This is a genomic window from Clostridium sp. BSD2780061688st1 H5 (assembly GCF_005845155.1).
In the GTDB taxonomy this organism is placed as follows: Bacteria; Bacillota; Clostridia; order Lachnospirales; family Lachnospiraceae; genus Claveliimonas; species Claveliimonas intestinigallinarum.
Map to the genome: position 1 here is coordinate 135,215 of NZ_SPGT01000003.1, position 15,175 is coordinate 150,389.

Sequence of the window (15,175 nt, forward strand, 5' to 3'; positions counted from 1 at the left end):
ATATTATTGGACGAGGGCCAATATGGAGCCACAAAATATATCAACTAATTGTAAGATTTCTTTATCATTATTTACAAGGCTTATATATTGTATGTTATTCGTTGATTTCTTCTATATATTGTGTTATTATGATTTTGTACTTATTTCTTGTGTTATCCCGTAAGGGAGTCTGGACCATTCATCCAGAGCACATGTAGTTTATGTTTGGAAATTAGTGTCATAAATTGGCGTAATCCGCCCTTTTATGGCACTTTTTTATTTTCAAAATTATTTCATTGCCAGAAGGCAGAAAGGAGAATCACTATGTCACTATTTACAATTTTTTCAGGAAGGCCCACAAAAGATCCGGTCATGCAGCAAGCAAAGAACAGCGCTACGGAGTATATTTCTCTTGATATCGCTGTTCCAAGACGGAAAAGAGATGGAAAAGATGACGCTCTATTCATTCACTGTTATTTTAACAAGACTTTAGCTGACCGTCTGTTAAATGCCAAAGTAAAGAAGGGATCATGCATTCAGATCCGCGGAGATCTGGATATTGATGCTTTTCTTTATAATCAGGGGCAGCCCGGAGTAAATGCCAACTGCTATGTAGAGAACTGGGAATTTTGTCTGTCTAATCGTCAGAATTCCGGTCAGGACTTTAATCATGGACAGAACGGAAACTATCAGCCGAATGGGAATAACCAGAATGGTAGTTACCCAAGCGGCGGCGGACAGAATAACCGCAATCCGAACGGGAATACATCTGGCGGCAGTTATGCAGGCAAGAACGGTCCAAATGGCAGTTCTGCCAATAGCCGCAATATAAATGGCGGATATTCCGGCAGCGTGCCTGGCGGTGTTCCTGCACAGGCAAATGGCTATGGAAACCCGAATCAGAATGCAGGAGGAAGCTATGGGTATAACCCGAATCCCGGAGACAGTTACTACTCTAAAGGGTTTGACGGCGTTCCCCAGGAACCGCTTCCGTACAATTAAGTAGTAAAATAAATCATGGATAATCACAGAGGAATTGGATCGGGAAATCCCCTAACAATTCCTCTTTTTTTAGGAGAATGAAAGAGTATGAAAAGTTTAACATTTTTTAAAATATTCACAGGTGTTGTATTGGTCTTGGCACTGTTTGCTACAAATCTTGATCAGAGAATTCTTCTCGCTGTTATTCTGATCGGTCTTCTGGGAACTCTGTTTCTTGCAGTCCTTCCCCGGATACATTTTCCGCAATGGGAAAGAACTCCGATAAGGATACCCAAAAAGAAGAAGCACCTGCCTGTTATGGATGAAGACGATCCTCTTGCAACGGCTCTTATATGCCAGATTGGTCATCGGATCACAGAAAAATTAAGATCTGCATATCCGCAGGCCACCTGGAACTGGGAAAAAACGCCCAGCATTAAAAGGATTCTCTCCGGACAGACAATCCGGATTCAGCTTATGCAGGCTGGCGATTATACTCATGCAGAAATCAATCTGGATTCTTACGGCAGTATTCAACTACATCTTTTGATCATCAAAGATCTGACCTGTTCATCTTTTTCGGAAGATGATGGAAAAGAGACGGCCCCGCCAACTGACTGCGCTTCCTGGTACGAACTTATCGGGAAGAATGTTCTTCAGCAGGTGATCACTGATCTAAATGCGAGAGGATATTCCAGTCTTTCCATCAATGAAAATGGCGACGTATTTATCATGGAAAAAGATACTCCTGTCATCAAGGAACGTTTCGACAATTTCCCAGGCAGGAAATATTGGAAAGAGCTCACGAAAATCCTGGAAGAGAATGAACTGAAAGTCAAGAATCAGGGCAGCACCCTTGTCCTTTCTTGGCGGAATTAGAAAGAAGGTGATAAAAAATGAGTAAATTATTTGAAGCATGGAGCTGGAATCGGCCGCATATTTCTCCCTTTTCGGGATACGCCAAAACATTACTGAGGCGATCAGACATATCAACTCAATACTTTGCCGGAAAAGCGCGTCAGGCAACGGTTCATCCGCTAATCATGCAGGCTGTACAGATGTATCTGGATCTGGAGCTCGGGAACCGGGCTTCCGGCCATGCACACGAGGGAGCCATAGGCAGTCAGGGAAATGACATTACGGTTGCAGAATATCCCAGCAGTTCAGGGGAATTGCAGGTAATCATCTTCAACCGCAATACCGGAAAATTTTCGGCAGGACGATATCCCGATCCGATTGCGCCAACGGCAAAGCCGACTGCGTATTCCTATGACGAAGCCGGAAATTCCGGAACGGCGCTTTTCTTTGCGCTGCTTCCTACATTCCTGGGAGATCCGGAATTCAACCAGGCGTATCAGGATTATAAAGCTCAGGCCACTGCCAGTTTTCCAGACGATGACGCCACAAGTAAAGCGGCTGCTTTGATGTGCGACAATATGTACCGACGCATTGAATATGCAAGTGGTCTTGGAGCAGATGGAGTCAATGTGGTAATTCCGGCAGGAGGAGCAATTCCTGCGCTTCGCGCGCTGGACATTAAACGTGGAACGTATCTTCCTACAAATACTCTGGCCGGCCAGTTTGAAATCATGGTAGACATAAATGCGACCGGCAGTCCGAAAGTCACTATTGCATCCAATGATTTTATCGGGAAGTACGTTCTCGATGAATCCCGTGTACTGACAAGCGAAGAGGAATTATCCGTACCAGTCCTTCCAGATTGGTATCTGATTCCTCCGGAGATCAAAATAATCTGCGAACACGCAAAAGGAACAACCGGAACATCTCATGCCATGCGTAACTTTATGATGCGTGGTCCGGCAGGAACCGGGAAAACCGAAGGTGCAAAGGCGATTGCTGCAGCACTGCATCTTCCTTATCGGTTCATTACCTGCTCAGCGAATACGGAAGTATTTGATCTGATCGGTCAGATTCTCCCGGCAACAGAAGAGAACAAAGAAGATAGCGGAGGGGCTTATCCATCCCTTACAGATATCCAGATGGACCCGGCAAGTGCATATTATATGCTGACCGGAACTTATGAGGATGAAATTGACGAATTTACCGTCTATAAAACCTTGCTTGAGAAGGTTCGTCAGGATGGGGAACATTCGGCTGCAGCACAGAATGGGAGCAATTCTTTTCACTATGTAGATACTCCTCTTGTGGAAGCGATCCGCAATGGGTATGTGCTGGAGCTGCAGGAACCTACCTGCATTGCCAATCCTGCTGTCCTGGTTGGATTAAACGGGCTTCTGGATCAGTGTAAATCCATCACGCTTCCCACCGGGGAAACGGTGGAACGCCATCCGGATACAGTCATTGTAATTACAACCAATGTGGATTATGCCGGGTGCCGTGGCATGAACCAATCCATCATATCCCGAATGAACCTTGTCATCGATCTGGATGAGCCGGATGAGCAAACGCTGGTGAAACGGGTAATGGGAGTCACCGGATGTAAAGACAAATCCGCAGTAACAAAGATGGCGCAGATTGTACATAAGATCCATGAATACTGTCAGGAAACCTCCATCCGCGACGGCTGCTGCGGTGTTCGTGAACTGATCGCATGGGTACAGTCCTACATGATTATCAAAGATATTTCAGAGGCAGCAAAATATACTGTCCTCTCCTCCGCCTCCTCAGATGCGTCCTGCAGGAAAGAAATCGAAGACACCTGCATGAAGACGCTTCTTGCAGCATAAGGAGGTTTCTATGAATCAATTATCAGAGTCCGAAATCCGGACAAATTTCTCAAAGAACCTTTCATACATAAGGCGCACAAGCAAATATAGGCTATCACAGGCAGCACTTGCAAGAAGGCTCTGCCTTTCTAAGTATGCTGTTAGTATGTATGAAGCAAACCGTGCAGCTCCGACCGCATATGTGGTCTATCTGGTATCCCTCTATTCCGGGATACCGATGGAGCGGCTGCTTACAACAGATCTATCGAAAGGAGAATGATTTTGCGCGCAGATTACAGATTACTCAAAAAGCAGATCATGGAAAAGCGCGATGAGATTACAGACAAAGAACTTTTTTCCTCTGGCGCTTATGCGGATTATCAGAGCCGAATTGCTGAAGGTATTACCAAACGATACCGGTCAGGTGTTCATGTTGTAATGATGTGGAATGAAGATGAAAATGCGGCTGTCGCATATACAAATAACATCACAATTCATATGAACGCTGCCAATAAGATCACCGCCAGCTTTCCTACCAGGCTCTTAAAATCCCTTAGCTTAACTGGCATGAACGGACATGAATGCGGGCATATGTTATTCACTGATTTCACCGCATCGTCCTTATATCTGAGTTCTTTGGAAAACGGCAGCTTTTATCCATGTGAACCAACCATCGCTGCTTCCCAATATGCCTCTAATTATCAAGAATTATCACAGGCCCTCAGTGGTAAAGCCGCACGCCTCGCACTGGCGAAATTTGCATCTCAGCTTCTCAACATCCTTGAAGATGTTTATATCGAAGCCAGAATGTGCCAGGAATTTCCGGGAAGCATCCGTCAGGGCATTAACCTCAACAATGACAGATATGCAGAACAGATCCCGTCAATCCAGAAACAGATTGACAGCCACTATCAGGGATTTGCCATTGTCGCGAATCTGCTGATCCATTACTGCAAGGCAGGAGACATCAACAATCCTACCAATTACCAGGGGGAATATCTGGATTATTTTTACGAATGTCTTCCCATTGTTTCCGAATGCATCTATGAAGCAGATCCGCGGGAACGGTTCAAGGCAGCAAATGAAATTCTCGTTATCCTGTGGGAATATATCAAGCCCTTGATCCAGGAAGCAGAACAGCGGGAACAATCCGGAGATCTTGACACGTTTGGAGAAGAACTGGCGGAAACACTTGGCAGACAGGTGGCCGGAGGCAGCCCGCTTCCTAAGAAAAAGGGGCGCCCCAAAGATAAACGCAAAGCAAAAATCGACAAAGGCGTTCTTCAGGAAGGCCGGGAAGAAATACAGGAAATTCTCCAGGAGGAAACCGGGCGCATTGCGCTTGAAAAAACTTCTGATCTGTCAGTTGGCAACAACCCGGGGATTTCTTATAGCTTCGATTATACCGGCTCTGGTTATGAAGACGCTGCGAACGATATCAAGGGCGTGCTTACAAAACTCGCAAAGGATCTGGCCGAACTGGAGTATGAGGAAGATCTTTCCGAAGAGCTCCAGAAGGAGTCCAACGCAATTCAATACGGCAATATCCATAAGGGAATCCATATCTACGTCAACCGCATGACTCATGTTCCGGATCGGCTGAAGCGAAGCTATGATGCTATTGCCGGACCACTTTTAGACATCTCCAGACGGTTGCAGCAATCGATCAGTGAAATTCTTGATAAGAAACGGAACGGCGAAAAGCTGAATCATCTGGTATATGGAAGGCGTCTGGAACCAAGGAACCTATATCACAATGACGGCGGATATTTCTCGCGAACCCGGCTTCCAGGAGATCCATCCGAACTGGCTGTGGGGCTGCTCATTGATGAAAGCGGCTCTATGGGAAGTGCGGCCCGGCTTCCAATGGCAAACCAAACCGCAATTATTCTCTATGATTTCTGCCGTTCTCTTGATATCCCCGTCACGATCTATGGTCATACAGAAGATTACTCCGATGCTGTACAGCTATATTCCTATGCAGAATTTGATTCGATTGATAATCAGGACTGCTATCGGTTAATGGATATGGCCGCCAGAGTAGCAAACAGAGACGGAGCTGCGCTCCGCTTTGTGGCAGAACATCTTGTAAAACGACCGGAAGAATTGAAAATCTTAATCCTGATCTCAGACGGTCAGCCTGCCGGAACCGGATATTACGGAACCGAGGCTGAAAAGGATCTGCGGGCCATTAAAAAGGAATATCGCCAGAAAGGTGTCATCCTGTTTGCGGCTGCAATCGGCTCAGATAAAGAGAGGATTAAGCGGATCTACGGAGACGGTTTCCTGGATATTACAGATTTAAACAAATTACCGAAGCTGTTGCCCCAGCTTATTACTCAATACATTGAATAGAAAGAAGGAAAGCAATATGAATGAACCTTATGTTTCTACGCAGATCAGCGTACTCAAAACAGACCGCAGGCTGATTGCCTTTTATGACAAGCTCAAAACTGCGGATGTTACCAGGTATGCACAGCTTCACGCTGACGGCGAATACTATGAGAATAATCGGAAGGCTCGCTCTCTGATAGGGTTAAGGCTTCTGGATTATTCCAACGGCACCGGCGACCGTACGGTTTCTGTATATGCCAACGTATCTCCCGACACTCTGGAATTCATTTTCACACGGTTATGCGCAGGAGTACCTGAATTCTCTTTTTACCAGGACAAAATCTTTGGTGAACAGGATCAGGGAGGCTATTCGCAGGTGACACGGCTGAGTATTATCCGGGCTACTGTTACTCCTAACGGACAGCCGCGCCGGATTCCATGGATCATATCCGTAGATAACGGAAAAGGGATCGCTGTTAAAAATCCAAACGGTGGATCTTACATGAAAAAAGGCAGCTTTCATTCAAACGCAAAGATTGAGATTTCCCTTACCGATGCCGATATGTTTCATGTCTTAAACCGCGTCGTCCGGTATATCCATGCATGGGAAGGTGCTATCGCACCTAATCTGATCGTAAGCGGAAAGGATGCCCTTCAGAACGCACTCAGCCAAAGACAAAACAACGGCGGTGCAGCATACAACGGATACACCGATTCGTATGGCGGGAACTATGACAACAGTTACAGTGGAAACTACAGCGATAATTACGGCAATGGCTACGATAACGGATATAATCCTGATTTTAATGCGGCCTGAGCGATTCGAGGGGATCTCTATCCCCTCACCAGATGAAGGAGGACACAATGAAACCAGCAATGATTCGGACAATGGATTCTCAGGGGCGGATCATTATACCTCATGAAATCCGACGGACTATGAACCTTTCCGGCGGAGATACCTTAGAGATCCGCACCGTAGAAAACGGAGTCCTGTTAAGTAAATACAAAAGCGCTTCTGCCGGGGATCGCAGTATGAAAAAATATCTCAATATTCTTTACTCCGTTACCCGCTGCGGCGCTGCTATATGCACGGAAGATCAGGTGATTGTATCCAAAGGTCTCTGTGTCATGGAAGGAACGACTATATCTGAAACCCTTCAGAATTATATCCGGTCCGGAAAACAGCAGATATTTACAGAGCCGGTTTATCTGACAGATACATCGGTTTCCCAAGTAGATACTTTAATCCCGCTGTCTGCACCGGATAGATTCTGGCAGTCTTCAGCACTTGTTGTCATCAAGGGGAGACGTGAAATCACGGAATCGGAACGGGCCTGCGCCCGCCTGATTGCCTCACTGATCAGCAGCCCCAACATATAATTACGATTTTCATGCTTTTTACAAAGGAGGAAGAAACACAATGAAGAAAATAACAGTATTATCAGAGAATGAACGTCAGTTTGCGGACAAACATCACGACACAGTTTTACACTTTCTGTCTCATTTTCATCTGAAAATGGCAGATTACTATGATGTTGTAATCTTCGGTTATCTTTCTGCGGTTCAGAGCTATCTTGCTGATCCCGAACTTCAGAAGTATCGTTTTTCTACGATTGCATGGAGCCGGATGATGGATGCTCTGGCAGAAGAACAGATCTACCAGCGCCGTCCGAAACGCTGTGCTGCAACTCTTTCCTTTGAGGAAGATTCCAGCCTTAACGAATTAAACCGTCTTCTTCCGGATCGGGAAAAGGCGATTGAAGATCAAATGTTTGATCGTGAAATCCTCTATGAGCTGCTTTCTTATTCTACACCGAAAGAACGGGAGGTTCTGTATTTAAAGGCAGACGGATACTCCTATCACGAGATCAGCGAGTACTGCAGTATCAGCGTAGCAGGAGTTCAAAACCGCATCAGTCGTTTTCGCAACCGTCTGATGTCGCCAAGAATCCGTAAGGCCGCCATATGAGAGGAGACAGGATATGGAGAAGAATAAAGTGATTAACTTTCAGAATCATCCCAAAAAAGAATTACATCTAACCGGATATCTTTCCCTTCCGCTTCGCGTGGGAGAGCGTGCATGGATCATCAGCAATTCAGGTATCCACCCTACTTCCGAAGTAGAAAAGATCTGGGAAGTATCCGAGTCAGGTATTTTGTTTGAAACAAAAAATATCATCTATCGCCTTGATTATACTACGGCGAACGCAAAAACCGGGGTGATATGTGCTTGAATAAGATAATAGAACTGGAGAGCAGTCTGCAAAAGCTGCTCTCTATCCTGAAAAGAAACCGAGAGCAAGTTCCCCGTGATGAACTCAGAACAAGATTCCGGAATGCCTATTACCAGCTCCTCGGTCAGATCAACCATTTACTCCGGCTCTATATCTGCACGCGGCTTGCGGACCGGCTTTATAAGAATCCTTATATGCCTGAAGGTCATCAGATTGAGACTCTTCAACGAGCCATAGATGAGACTGGTCTGATTCCTGAGATTTCCCGCTGTATCAGCAGAACCTACAGCATAGCAGCAATAGATCCACTGATACAAGAATTAAAAAGTAAGGTGGAAACCGCTCTCTGGCCCTTTGTGGATCTGGAAACATGCCTTGTGGCAGATCTGGATCATATGGAACGGGAGCCGGTCATCTACAATACGATCACAAAGCAGATCTGGGTGGATGGAAAATGGATTGATCATGAGCTTAATCTGGAGTGGAAATTGCTGATCTATCTCAGGGAACGGCCCTATGACACTACGATTCCTGTAACAAGAAAGGAAGCAACGAATGAATATTTACCGAATGAACGGAACGAAACGAATTGCAATCCCGTTGACGAACAGGGAAATGGAGCAGGCTTACGAAATCATGAAGTATCAGGCATTCGCTGAAGACTTTGTGGAACGGTATATTGATCGGTTCGATCAGGAGATCGGTCTGTGTAATCTTCCTGTAGATACACTGGAAAACGAGACGCAATTACTGGAAGCCGCATACAAGTTGTATCAGGAACTTCAGGATTGTAACTGCACATTTAATGATACGCTCAACACAATATTTAACAAAATAGAGCTGATGGTACAGCAGAATGCTATTGCTTTGCAGGCTGCATAGGAAAGAAGGGATGAAATGAGAAATAAAATATATTTGCTTAATGACTTTGATTACATCGAAGAATTTTTAAAAGACGACGAGCTCTGTTGGGAACTGGGCAAAATTATTGTCCAAAAGAACTGGAGAATGCCTTCATTATCTGCGGATGAGATTCGAAAATTAGCCTCCATAGATAATGGCAGCATCATAAAGGGAATTACGGACAAGCCGTTATATGATCTGGTTATATGTATCCTCAGACAGTGCTGTGAAGATGGATTCTATAATGGCAAAAAATATTTTGAAGTCTCTGAGATGCCGGTTTATAATCCGATTTTGCTTCTCTCTGAACTGAAATTCTATCATTTTGCCATTACTGTTCTTTATGAAAATCCGGAGACAATCTCTAATCTCTTACATAGCAGGAACTTGTTCTCCTCCGAGATATCAATCGAAGACCTGAAAGAACAGGGGAATCGTGCTTTCAAGGCATACAGATCCGCTGAATCCAAAATCAGGAAACAAATCAATGCATTTTCCGATCCGGAGTACATCTTTGAGATAGTTACCAAGGAGCTTAAGAAATTGATGGAGCTGTTACCGGCTGGTTTTGCTGCTGCTATGCGCTGTGCAGTTTTTGAGGATGACTTACCCATCTATAAGGAGCTCGGCTATGGTGAGAGATGGAATACAATCCCCATGCCTCCCATAATCCCGAATTTGCTGCGTCATTTCAGTAAAAGTGAACGGACAACACCTGACGGAAAGGTTGCTGTTTCCGTCTATGATCTGAATGATGCCATGTTTCTGTTCTATTCCAGGGAAAGCGCAAATGCTTTTAAAAAGCGGTACGAGATCGAAAACTGCAGCATTCTGGTAAAGAGCAACGGTCTTTGGCTCAAGGAAAAAGCTAAGAAGAAAAATAACACAGAAGGAAATTAAATAAAATTCGCAGGAACTGTCCTTTTTGGATGGTTCCTTTTCATAAGGAGGCAGCAAATGCAAATATATATTTTACATGGATATGTGGACGGGCTTACAGATCCGGTCGTATCTACAGACTATTCTATTGTTTATGATGCAATGAAGACAGCGTATGAGGAAGCAATAAACGATGCTGAACAAACACCGGATGAACTGGAATGCAGCTTTCTGGAAGGTTATTCTGCAACAGCCGTGGTCCACGGAGACTGGCACGAATGGCAGATCTCGATTGCCGAGCTTCCATCCGTCGCTTTGATAAAGAATGAAAGAGGTGAACATGAATGAACCAGACATTGAGGACAATGCATACAGAGACAGTAAGAATTTCTCCTGCAGCACAGGAAGCGGTAACGGAATTCCGCGGAGAATTCTTTTTCTTGAGTAATTTTTACTATGCTCCCATTACCTATATGGGCCAGCGCTATGCAAACAACGAAGCAGCATTTCAGGCCCAGAAGACACGCAATCCCAATAAGCGGAAGGAATTCACAATCCAGAACCTTCAGCATCCGGGAGATGCCAAAAGGCTTGGCCGACATCTGCAGCTCAGAGAGGACTGGGAAGAAATCAAGCTGGAGCAGATGTACAATATCTGCATGGCCAAATTCTTCCAGCATCCGGATCTGCGTGAAAAACTCCTGCAGACTTGTTGCTGTCCGCTATTTGAAGGAAATACATGGGGCGACCGTTACTGGGGTACAGTAAATGGCTATGGAGAAAATCATCTGGGGATTATCCTGATGGATATACGAGCCAAACTCAAACGTGGAATTTGAATTAACTGTAATAAACCATACGTATTTCTAAATACACAGGAGGGATAGAATGATCATCAAAATTACTGTAAATGATAACGATTTTGGCTTTCTCATGGAGTCTTTTGCCAGAAAAATTATTTTAGATCCATATTACATCTCAGAAAAAACAGCCTCCTTGGAGGAATTTCATCAGTTCTTTCTTGACTGTAAACGATACAGAAAGTGTATCAAACTGGAATCAGGAGAATATTCCAAAGAAGATTGTCGATTTGTGGAAGATATGGTCCGTAAGCACTTTCTTCAACACATCAGCAATGATGAATCCTTCGACTATCTTTCGGAACACTTTGAGACAACTGTTGTAGAAAGTATTACCGATCAGTGGGAAAATGGGGAAGTCTATTACATCTTTCCAACATCTTATACGGATAATGTATTGAATTTTTAACCACAGATGCGCTCATGCCATCACCACTGTACATAATGAATCACTATTCTTTTGAACAAAAGTTGTAAAGAGACTTCGAGCCGCCCAACAAGGACGGCTCTTTTCATATCTCAAAACCAATTATTCATACTTTGCGAATAGTTCATCGACCAGATATCCGTATTCTGGCAATTGTTCTGTATACGGCGACAGCGTATCCCGGATTTCCTGCTGCTCTGCCGTTCCACATAATGTCAGATCAGAAGGCTTGCCCTCGCGTTTCATCAGATCTGTGGAAATAAAACGAATAATATGATCAAATAGAGTTGCCCCGTCTCTTAGGATAGCAGGTGCTATATAAAAGTCATCACCATCATCCGTAATCCCATTAAGCATGACGTATCCCAGTTTATCAGACCACACTAAATCAAAATAAGGCGTTTCCCGGATATAATCATCAAATACGTTAATTACTTTCCTAATCTCTTCATTCTGTTCTTGTGTGAACATTGTATCCTCCTCTAATCCATCGCGTTTATTCCGCTATGTACATCCTACTATATATGTCAAGGATAGATTCCTTAGATCGTGAAATGCCGATATCCGCCAGCCGCATATCCGTTTCCCTCATTTGTAAGATAAAATCCTTGATATCCTCCAATACAGAAGCCGGAGCATAAATCGTCTGCTCTTCCCTGACAAGAGGGAACAACCGGAACACATCAAGCCGGTGCTTCCGGAGATCTCTGGAATTGACATGGATTCCCTGTTCCTTTTTGCTCTTGAGATCAAGCCAGGCTTTCATTTTAAGCGGGATAATATGCTCGGCATCCAGAATAGAGATTCCGTCTTTTTCAGTCCTGCCATCTAATAAAAAATGATAGTAGTCATCATTCAGCAGAATTGCGGAGAGACTGGACACCTCATCATCAATATGCAGAGGCATAAGGTGAGTATTTGGCTGCAGTTTTACATTATTCTGCGGACGCGAAAATAATTCAATCATCTTCGGATATGATGGATCTGTCGGATTGACAAAACGATAGAATTCCGGCTGTCCGCTACTACGTTGGCGCGCCTGATATCCCCCAGCATCTATAAAAGACCAAAAAGCAGACGCAAATTCTGTTGTAAGTGCCTCGATAATGATAACCATATCAATATCTACAGTCTGCCTGAAGTCCAGTCCTGCATCCGTCATAAGAAGATCGCAGGCAAATCCACCGATTATTGTATACTGCTCTTTGTAATCACTGAAGTGTTCCCTAAATAGCTCAATTCCATTTACCATATTCTGCTCCTTATCATTCGTAATCTTTAATCGGAAGCCCATGCTTCTCCCTGATTTCATCCAGCCCCATCTGTATCCTTTCATCCGGATCATTGTCAAGACTAAGCAAGAGGGAAATATCATCTACCCGTCCATTATCAGATAGCAATTCCGGGGCATAGCTCCATACTTCGATAGCCGATCCCCCGAAGTCCTCAAACTCCCTCTTTGATATGATATATTCCGTAGGAATTGTCGATGCCACCCTTGTGGAGACGGCAATTCCCCTGTCATATTCCTTCGCGCCAACCATCGATATAGAAGAAAGAGCTTTTACACCACTCTGAAGGAATTGCGGTCCTGACGGCTCGCCTTTCACATATATAACACGCTTTATCGGCGATTTCATCCTGCTATATGCTTTCCTTAAAAATTCCGGTTTATCAAACTGGGGGATAATCCACTTATTTGTACCTTCACTTTTTATTTCAATAATTCCTGATTCAGTCAGATCTCTGATTGCTCTGCTGCAGGTTGCTTTTGAGAGCAGGAGCTTTTTTGACAAATCGGTCTGATTCATGTTCCTGTTTTGTCCGGCATAATAATATAAGTAAAGAAATACAAGCTGTGTACCTGGTGCCATAGTTTCCTCTACCTGGGAAACAGGCGCGCATTTTTCATAAAGAAAGCATCCCCAGAAAGGCAGATAAACCTGTTGTGATTCGGCTATAAAAGGGAGCCTGCTTTCAATCAGATTCCGACGCTGCTGCGCAGTAAGACCCTCCAAATACAGTGCGCACGGTACAGTACACAAACTGCAAAAATTTGCGAACTGTTTCTTTAAGGACGGAAGACGCCAGGAATGGCTATTCGGTGACAGCAATGCACATCTATATTCATCCCATGATAAAAGCTGAAGATTGTAATTATCACGGATATAAGCCGGCGTATTCCTCGGATATTCATATGATGTAATCATAATGTTTTCACCAAATATTGATTTCAGAAACTCAAGCATATCCGCCCTCCCTTTGAATCTCTTTATAAGTTTCATTGTTTTTTTTATTATATCATCACTAATGAAACAACGCAAGTTTCAATGAAACAATAGCCAATAGCCAAATTCTCTTATAATTCTAGTATTGAATATTCTACAAATAAATATGACCAAAAACGATATTATGGACGGCTCTTTTCATATTATCACAACAATACTCTGTTATACTTTTCCTCTACAAGCCATATGTTTCGCATTAAATATGCCTGCCGAAATTCACGTGCAAAAGTTCCACATTCTCTTGGTACACATGAAATATAGTAGCGCATATCCAATTCAAAAATCTTTTCCCTGCCTCTGCTCAGCGCTCGAATCATCCTGCAGAGTTTCCGATTCAAACGATAAGACATTTTCTTATCCTTCACCTTCAAAGATGAAGCATGAAGTATTCTTCCCTTTAAGCACTCCCTGCCAAGTTCAAGAATTTCTCCAATCCGCAGCGGAGTCTGGTATAAAATACCGAAGAAAACTGCTTGCTCCAGATAACCAGATTTTACATAGTCTTCCATAGTATCTTTTCCCACTCCGAATAAACTGAAATAGTGTAATTCACGATATGTCTGTGCCTGTATGCCTTTCCCAAGGTTTGCTATTCTGTTGACAACTAGCTTGCCAATTTTAACTTCTATATCGACCGCGTTTTGTTCAAATATGGAGATAAGAGGTATGCGGACAGACTCCAGTATCGCTTTAGACGCACATATCCGGATATAGGAATTGATCACTTTTTCCGCTTTTATATTTCGCTTTTTGGTTCTCTTAAAAACATCATAAAAAAGAGAGATATAACAGAGAGAGGACTGCCATGGCTCAACAATATACTCAACCAATTCCTCACATTTCTTCTTATTATCGCTCCAAACTTTCATATAGAGAATTTTCGGCACATGGTTTTTATCATCCGCATATGGATTTATTTCACCACTGATCCGGATTATACCATAGTATCGTTGATTCCTATATTCTAATTTTCTGGATATTCTCAATTACGTTCCCTCCCTCTGCCCGAATGTAATCTTTTCTTTATACTGATACCACTGTTTCCTGTAATAAGCTGTATGCTTCCTGAAGAAAAAATTCTTTTGTATATCCCTTCATATAAAATTCCCACAGTTTTTGATGGATCTCCTCAGCGCTTATATTGCTATATTGATTTTCCAGCATCTTTACAAATGGATACACCATTGTTTTTTCTATCCGCTGATCCGTTGCAATCGCGACCTCATCCATCTGATAAACTTCGTATAAACACTCCAGAATAATCTTCGTATCCGTTATCACTTTCATTTCTGGTTTCACCCACTCCTTTTTCATAGCCACGTTCCTCCTTATATCCGGACTCGAAGGCCGTCCAGCTTGGTCCTCGGGTATCCCACAAGATACCACTGATCACTCGTATCCATCTCAATCCGAACCGGAATCCACGTATCTTTCACCTTTACCTCAAAGCAGTCTCCACAGTGCAGCCCTCCATAATACGACTCCACATCAAAACGAATATCGTATCTTCCGCTGCTTTTGTCATAATATAAATTACCTTCTCTTGTTTCCATCCATTGGTTCCTCCTATGTTTGTTTCTCATAATATAGAAACAGCAATCCA

At 43.6% G+C, this 15,175-nt stretch carries 21 protein-coding genes; 15 read left to right on the top strand and 6 right to left on the bottom strand.

All coding sequences use genetic code 11. The annotated features are described in order from the left end of the window. Positions 1 to 303: 303 nt before the first annotated feature. The 15 genes from FGQ86_RS03235 to FGQ86_RS03305 all read left to right on the top strand — a co-directional run bounded on the left by FGQ86_RS03235 (position 304) and on the right by FGQ86_RS03305 (position 11,266). Positions 304 to 981 (top strand): single-stranded DNA-binding protein, encoded by a 678-nt coding sequence (locus FGQ86_RS03235; RefSeq protein WP_138302979.1) that lies wholly within the window; start codon positions 304 to 306, stop codon positions 979 to 981. An 87-nt stretch (positions 982 to 1,068) separates the two neighbouring features. Next, entirely contained in the window at positions 1,069 to 1,839 is a 771-nt protein-coding gene (locus tag FGQ86_RS03240) for a hypothetical protein (protein WP_138302980.1), read from the top strand. Between the two features lie 17 nt (positions 1,840 to 1,856). Further along, positions 1,857 to 3,668 carry an AAA family ATPase gene (locus FGQ86_RS03245; protein ID WP_138302981.1) on the top strand — a complete coding sequence of 604 codons (1,812 nt, stop codon included), beginning with the start codon at positions 1,857 to 1,859 and terminating at the stop codon, positions 3,666 to 3,668. 10 nt (positions 3,669 to 3,678) lie between these two features. Next, positions 3,679 to 3,927: a helix-turn-helix transcriptional regulator gene (locus tag FGQ86_RS03250; RefSeq protein WP_087150758.1), complete on the top strand. Its 249-nt coding sequence runs from the start codon at positions 3,679 to 3,681 to the stop codon at positions 3,925 to 3,927. A gap of 2 nt (positions 3,928 to 3,929) precedes the next feature. Continuing rightward, positions 3,930 to 6,002 (top strand): VWA domain-containing protein, encoded by a 2,073-nt coding sequence (locus FGQ86_RS03255; protein WP_347562472.1) that lies wholly within the window; start codon positions 3,930 to 3,932, stop codon positions 6,000 to 6,002. A gap of 16 nt (positions 6,003 to 6,018) precedes the next feature. Next, positions 6,019 to 6,798 carry a hypothetical protein gene (locus FGQ86_RS03260; RefSeq protein ID WP_138302983.1) on the top strand — a complete coding sequence of 260 codons (780 nt, stop codon included), beginning with the start codon at positions 6,019 to 6,021 and terminating at the stop codon, positions 6,796 to 6,798. A 47-nt stretch (positions 6,799 to 6,845) separates the two neighbouring features. Continuing rightward, positions 6,846 to 7,361, top strand: coding sequence for an AbrB/MazE/SpoVT family DNA-binding domain-containing protein (locus FGQ86_RS03265; protein WP_171031502.1), 516 nt, complete (start codon positions 6,846 to 6,848; stop codon positions 7,359 to 7,361). A 40-nt stretch (positions 7,362 to 7,401) separates the two neighbouring features. Next, positions 7,402 to 7,950, top strand: a complete 549-nt coding sequence (locus tag FGQ86_RS03270) for a sigma-70 family RNA polymerase sigma factor (RefSeq protein WP_138302985.1) — start codon at positions 7,402 to 7,404, stop codon at positions 7,948 to 7,950. Between the two features lie 13 nt (positions 7,951 to 7,963). Then, entirely contained in the window at positions 7,964 to 8,215 is a 252-nt protein-coding gene (locus tag FGQ86_RS03275) for a hypothetical protein (RefSeq protein WP_138302986.1), read from the top strand. After that, positions 8,212 to 8,874, top strand: coding sequence for a hypothetical protein (locus tag FGQ86_RS03280; protein ID WP_138302987.1), 663 nt, complete (start codon positions 8,212 to 8,214; stop codon positions 8,872 to 8,874). Before FGQ86_RS03275 ends, FGQ86_RS03280 begins: the two co-directional genes overlap by 4 nt. Next, positions 8,852 to 9,097 carry a hypothetical protein gene (locus tag FGQ86_RS03285; RefSeq protein ID WP_138302988.1) on the top strand — a complete coding sequence of 82 codons (246 nt, stop codon included), beginning with the start codon at positions 8,852 to 8,854 and terminating at the stop codon, positions 9,095 to 9,097. The genes FGQ86_RS03280 and FGQ86_RS03285 overlap by 23 nt, the downstream gene beginning before the upstream one ends. A gap of 15 nt (positions 9,098 to 9,112) precedes the next feature. Further along, a complete protein-coding gene (locus tag FGQ86_RS03290) occupies positions 9,113 to 10,018 on the top strand; it encodes a hypothetical protein (protein WP_138302989.1) in 906 nt (301 codons plus the stop codon). A 57-nt stretch (positions 10,019 to 10,075) separates the two neighbouring features. After that, positions 10,076 to 10,345 carry a hypothetical protein gene (locus tag FGQ86_RS03295; protein WP_138302990.1) on the top strand — a complete coding sequence of 90 codons (270 nt, stop codon included), beginning with the start codon at positions 10,076 to 10,078 and terminating at the stop codon, positions 10,343 to 10,345. Continuing rightward, positions 10,342 to 10,836 (top strand): NADAR family protein, encoded by a 495-nt coding sequence (locus FGQ86_RS03300; RefSeq protein WP_243127140.1) that lies wholly within the window; start codon positions 10,342 to 10,344, stop codon positions 10,834 to 10,836. Before FGQ86_RS03295 ends, FGQ86_RS03300 begins: the two co-directional genes overlap by 4 nt. 49 nt (positions 10,837 to 10,885) lie before the next feature. Further along, positions 10,886 to 11,266, top strand: a complete 381-nt coding sequence (locus FGQ86_RS03305) for a hypothetical protein (RefSeq protein WP_138302991.1) — start codon at positions 10,886 to 10,888, stop codon at positions 11,264 to 11,266. Between the two features lie 120 nt (positions 11,267 to 11,386). Here the strand turns inward: FGQ86_RS03305 and FGQ86_RS03310 are convergent, their stop codons facing one another. The 6 genes from FGQ86_RS03310 to FGQ86_RS03335 form a co-directional block, all read right to left on the bottom strand. Continuing rightward, complete coding sequence (locus FGQ86_RS03310; protein WP_138302992.1) at positions 11,387 to 11,755, bottom strand: hypothetical protein; 369 nt, start codon at positions 11,753 to 11,755, stop codon at positions 11,387 to 11,389. A gap of 25 nt (positions 11,756 to 11,780) precedes the next feature. Continuing rightward, positions 11,781 to 12,536: a hypothetical protein gene (locus FGQ86_RS03315; RefSeq protein WP_138302993.1), complete on the bottom strand. Its 756-nt coding sequence runs from the start codon at positions 12,534 to 12,536 to the stop codon at positions 11,781 to 11,783. 13 nt (positions 12,537 to 12,549) lie between these two features. Continuing rightward, positions 12,550 to 13,533 carry a winged helix-turn-helix domain-containing protein gene (locus FGQ86_RS03320; protein WP_171031503.1) on the bottom strand — a complete coding sequence of 328 codons (984 nt, stop codon included), beginning with the start codon at positions 13,531 to 13,533 and terminating at the stop codon, positions 12,550 to 12,552. Between the two features lie 185 nt (positions 13,534 to 13,718). Next, a complete protein-coding gene (locus FGQ86_RS03325; protein WP_138302995.1) occupies positions 13,719 to 14,558 on the bottom strand; it encodes a hypothetical protein in 840 nt (279 codons plus the stop codon). A 37-nt stretch (positions 14,559 to 14,595) separates the two neighbouring features. Continuing rightward, positions 14,596 to 14,886, bottom strand: a complete 291-nt coding sequence (locus FGQ86_RS03330; protein ID WP_138302996.1) for a hypothetical protein — start codon at positions 14,884 to 14,886, stop codon at positions 14,596 to 14,598. A gap of 14 nt (positions 14,887 to 14,900) precedes the next feature. Beyond that, a complete protein-coding gene (locus FGQ86_RS03335; protein ID WP_138302997.1) occupies positions 14,901 to 15,125 on the bottom strand; it encodes a DUF5348 domain-containing protein in 225 nt (74 codons plus the stop codon). Between the last annotated feature and the right edge of the window lie 50 nt (positions 15,126 to 15,175).

Bases quoted from the DNA above. Each gene is read 5' to 3' on its own strand.
- FGQ86_RS03320 (WP_171031503.1), bottom strand. From the start codon at position 13,533: ATGCTTGAGTTTCTGAAATCAATATTTGGTGAAAACATTATGATTACA.
- FGQ86_RS03275 (WP_138302986.1), top strand. From the start codon at position 7,964: ATGGAGAAGAATAAAGTGATTAACTTTCAGAATCATCCCAAAAAAGAA.
- FGQ86_RS03335 (WP_138302997.1), bottom strand. From the start codon at position 15,125: ATGGAAACAAGAGAAGGTAATTTATATTATGACAAAAGCAGCGGAAGA.
- FGQ86_RS03240 (WP_138302980.1), top strand. From the start codon at position 1,069: ATGAAAAGTTTAACATTTTTTAAAATATTCACAGGTGTTGTATTGGTC.
- FGQ86_RS03285 (WP_138302988.1), top strand. From the start codon at position 8,852: ATGAAGTATCAGGCATTCGCTGAAGACTTTGTGGAACGGTATATTGAT.
- FGQ86_RS03315 (WP_138302993.1), bottom strand. From the start codon at position 12,536: ATGGTAAATGGAATTGAGCTATTTAGGGAACACTTCAGTGATTACAAA.
- FGQ86_RS03310 (WP_138302992.1), bottom strand. From the start codon at position 11,755: ATGTTCACACAAGAACAGAATGAAGAGATTAGGAAAGTAATTAACGTA.
- FGQ86_RS03295 (WP_138302990.1), top strand. From the start codon at position 10,076: ATGCAAATATATATTTTACATGGATATGTGGACGGGCTTACAGATCCG.
- FGQ86_RS03300 (WP_243127140.1), top strand. From the start codon at position 10,342: ATGAACCAGACATTGAGGACAATGCATACAGAGACAGTAAGAATTTCT.
- FGQ86_RS03290 (WP_138302989.1), top strand. From the start codon at position 9,113: ATGAGAAATAAAATATATTTGCTTAATGACTTTGATTACATCGAAGAA.
- FGQ86_RS03235 (WP_138302979.1), top strand. From the start codon at position 304: ATGTCACTATTTACAATTTTTTCAGGAAGGCCCACAAAAGATCCGGTC.
- FGQ86_RS03330 (WP_138302996.1), bottom strand. From the start codon at position 14,886: ATGAAAAAGGAGTGGGTGAAACCAGAAATGAAAGTGATAACGGATACG.
- FGQ86_RS03305 (WP_138302991.1), top strand. From the start codon at position 10,886: ATGATCATCAAAATTACTGTAAATGATAACGATTTTGGCTTTCTCATG.
- FGQ86_RS03270 (WP_138302985.1), top strand. From the start codon at position 7,402: ATGAAGAAAATAACAGTATTATCAGAGAATGAACGTCAGTTTGCGGAC.
- FGQ86_RS03250 (WP_087150758.1), top strand. From the start codon at position 3,679: ATGAATCAATTATCAGAGTCCGAAATCCGGACAAATTTCTCAAAGAAC.
- FGQ86_RS03260 (WP_138302983.1), top strand. From the start codon at position 6,019: ATGAATGAACCTTATGTTTCTACGCAGATCAGCGTACTCAAAACAGAC.
- FGQ86_RS03245 (WP_138302981.1), top strand. From the start codon at position 1,857: ATGAGTAAATTATTTGAAGCATGGAGCTGGAATCGGCCGCATATTTCT.
- FGQ86_RS03265 (WP_171031502.1), top strand. From the start codon at position 6,846: ATGAAACCAGCAATGATTCGGACAATGGATTCTCAGGGGCGGATCATT.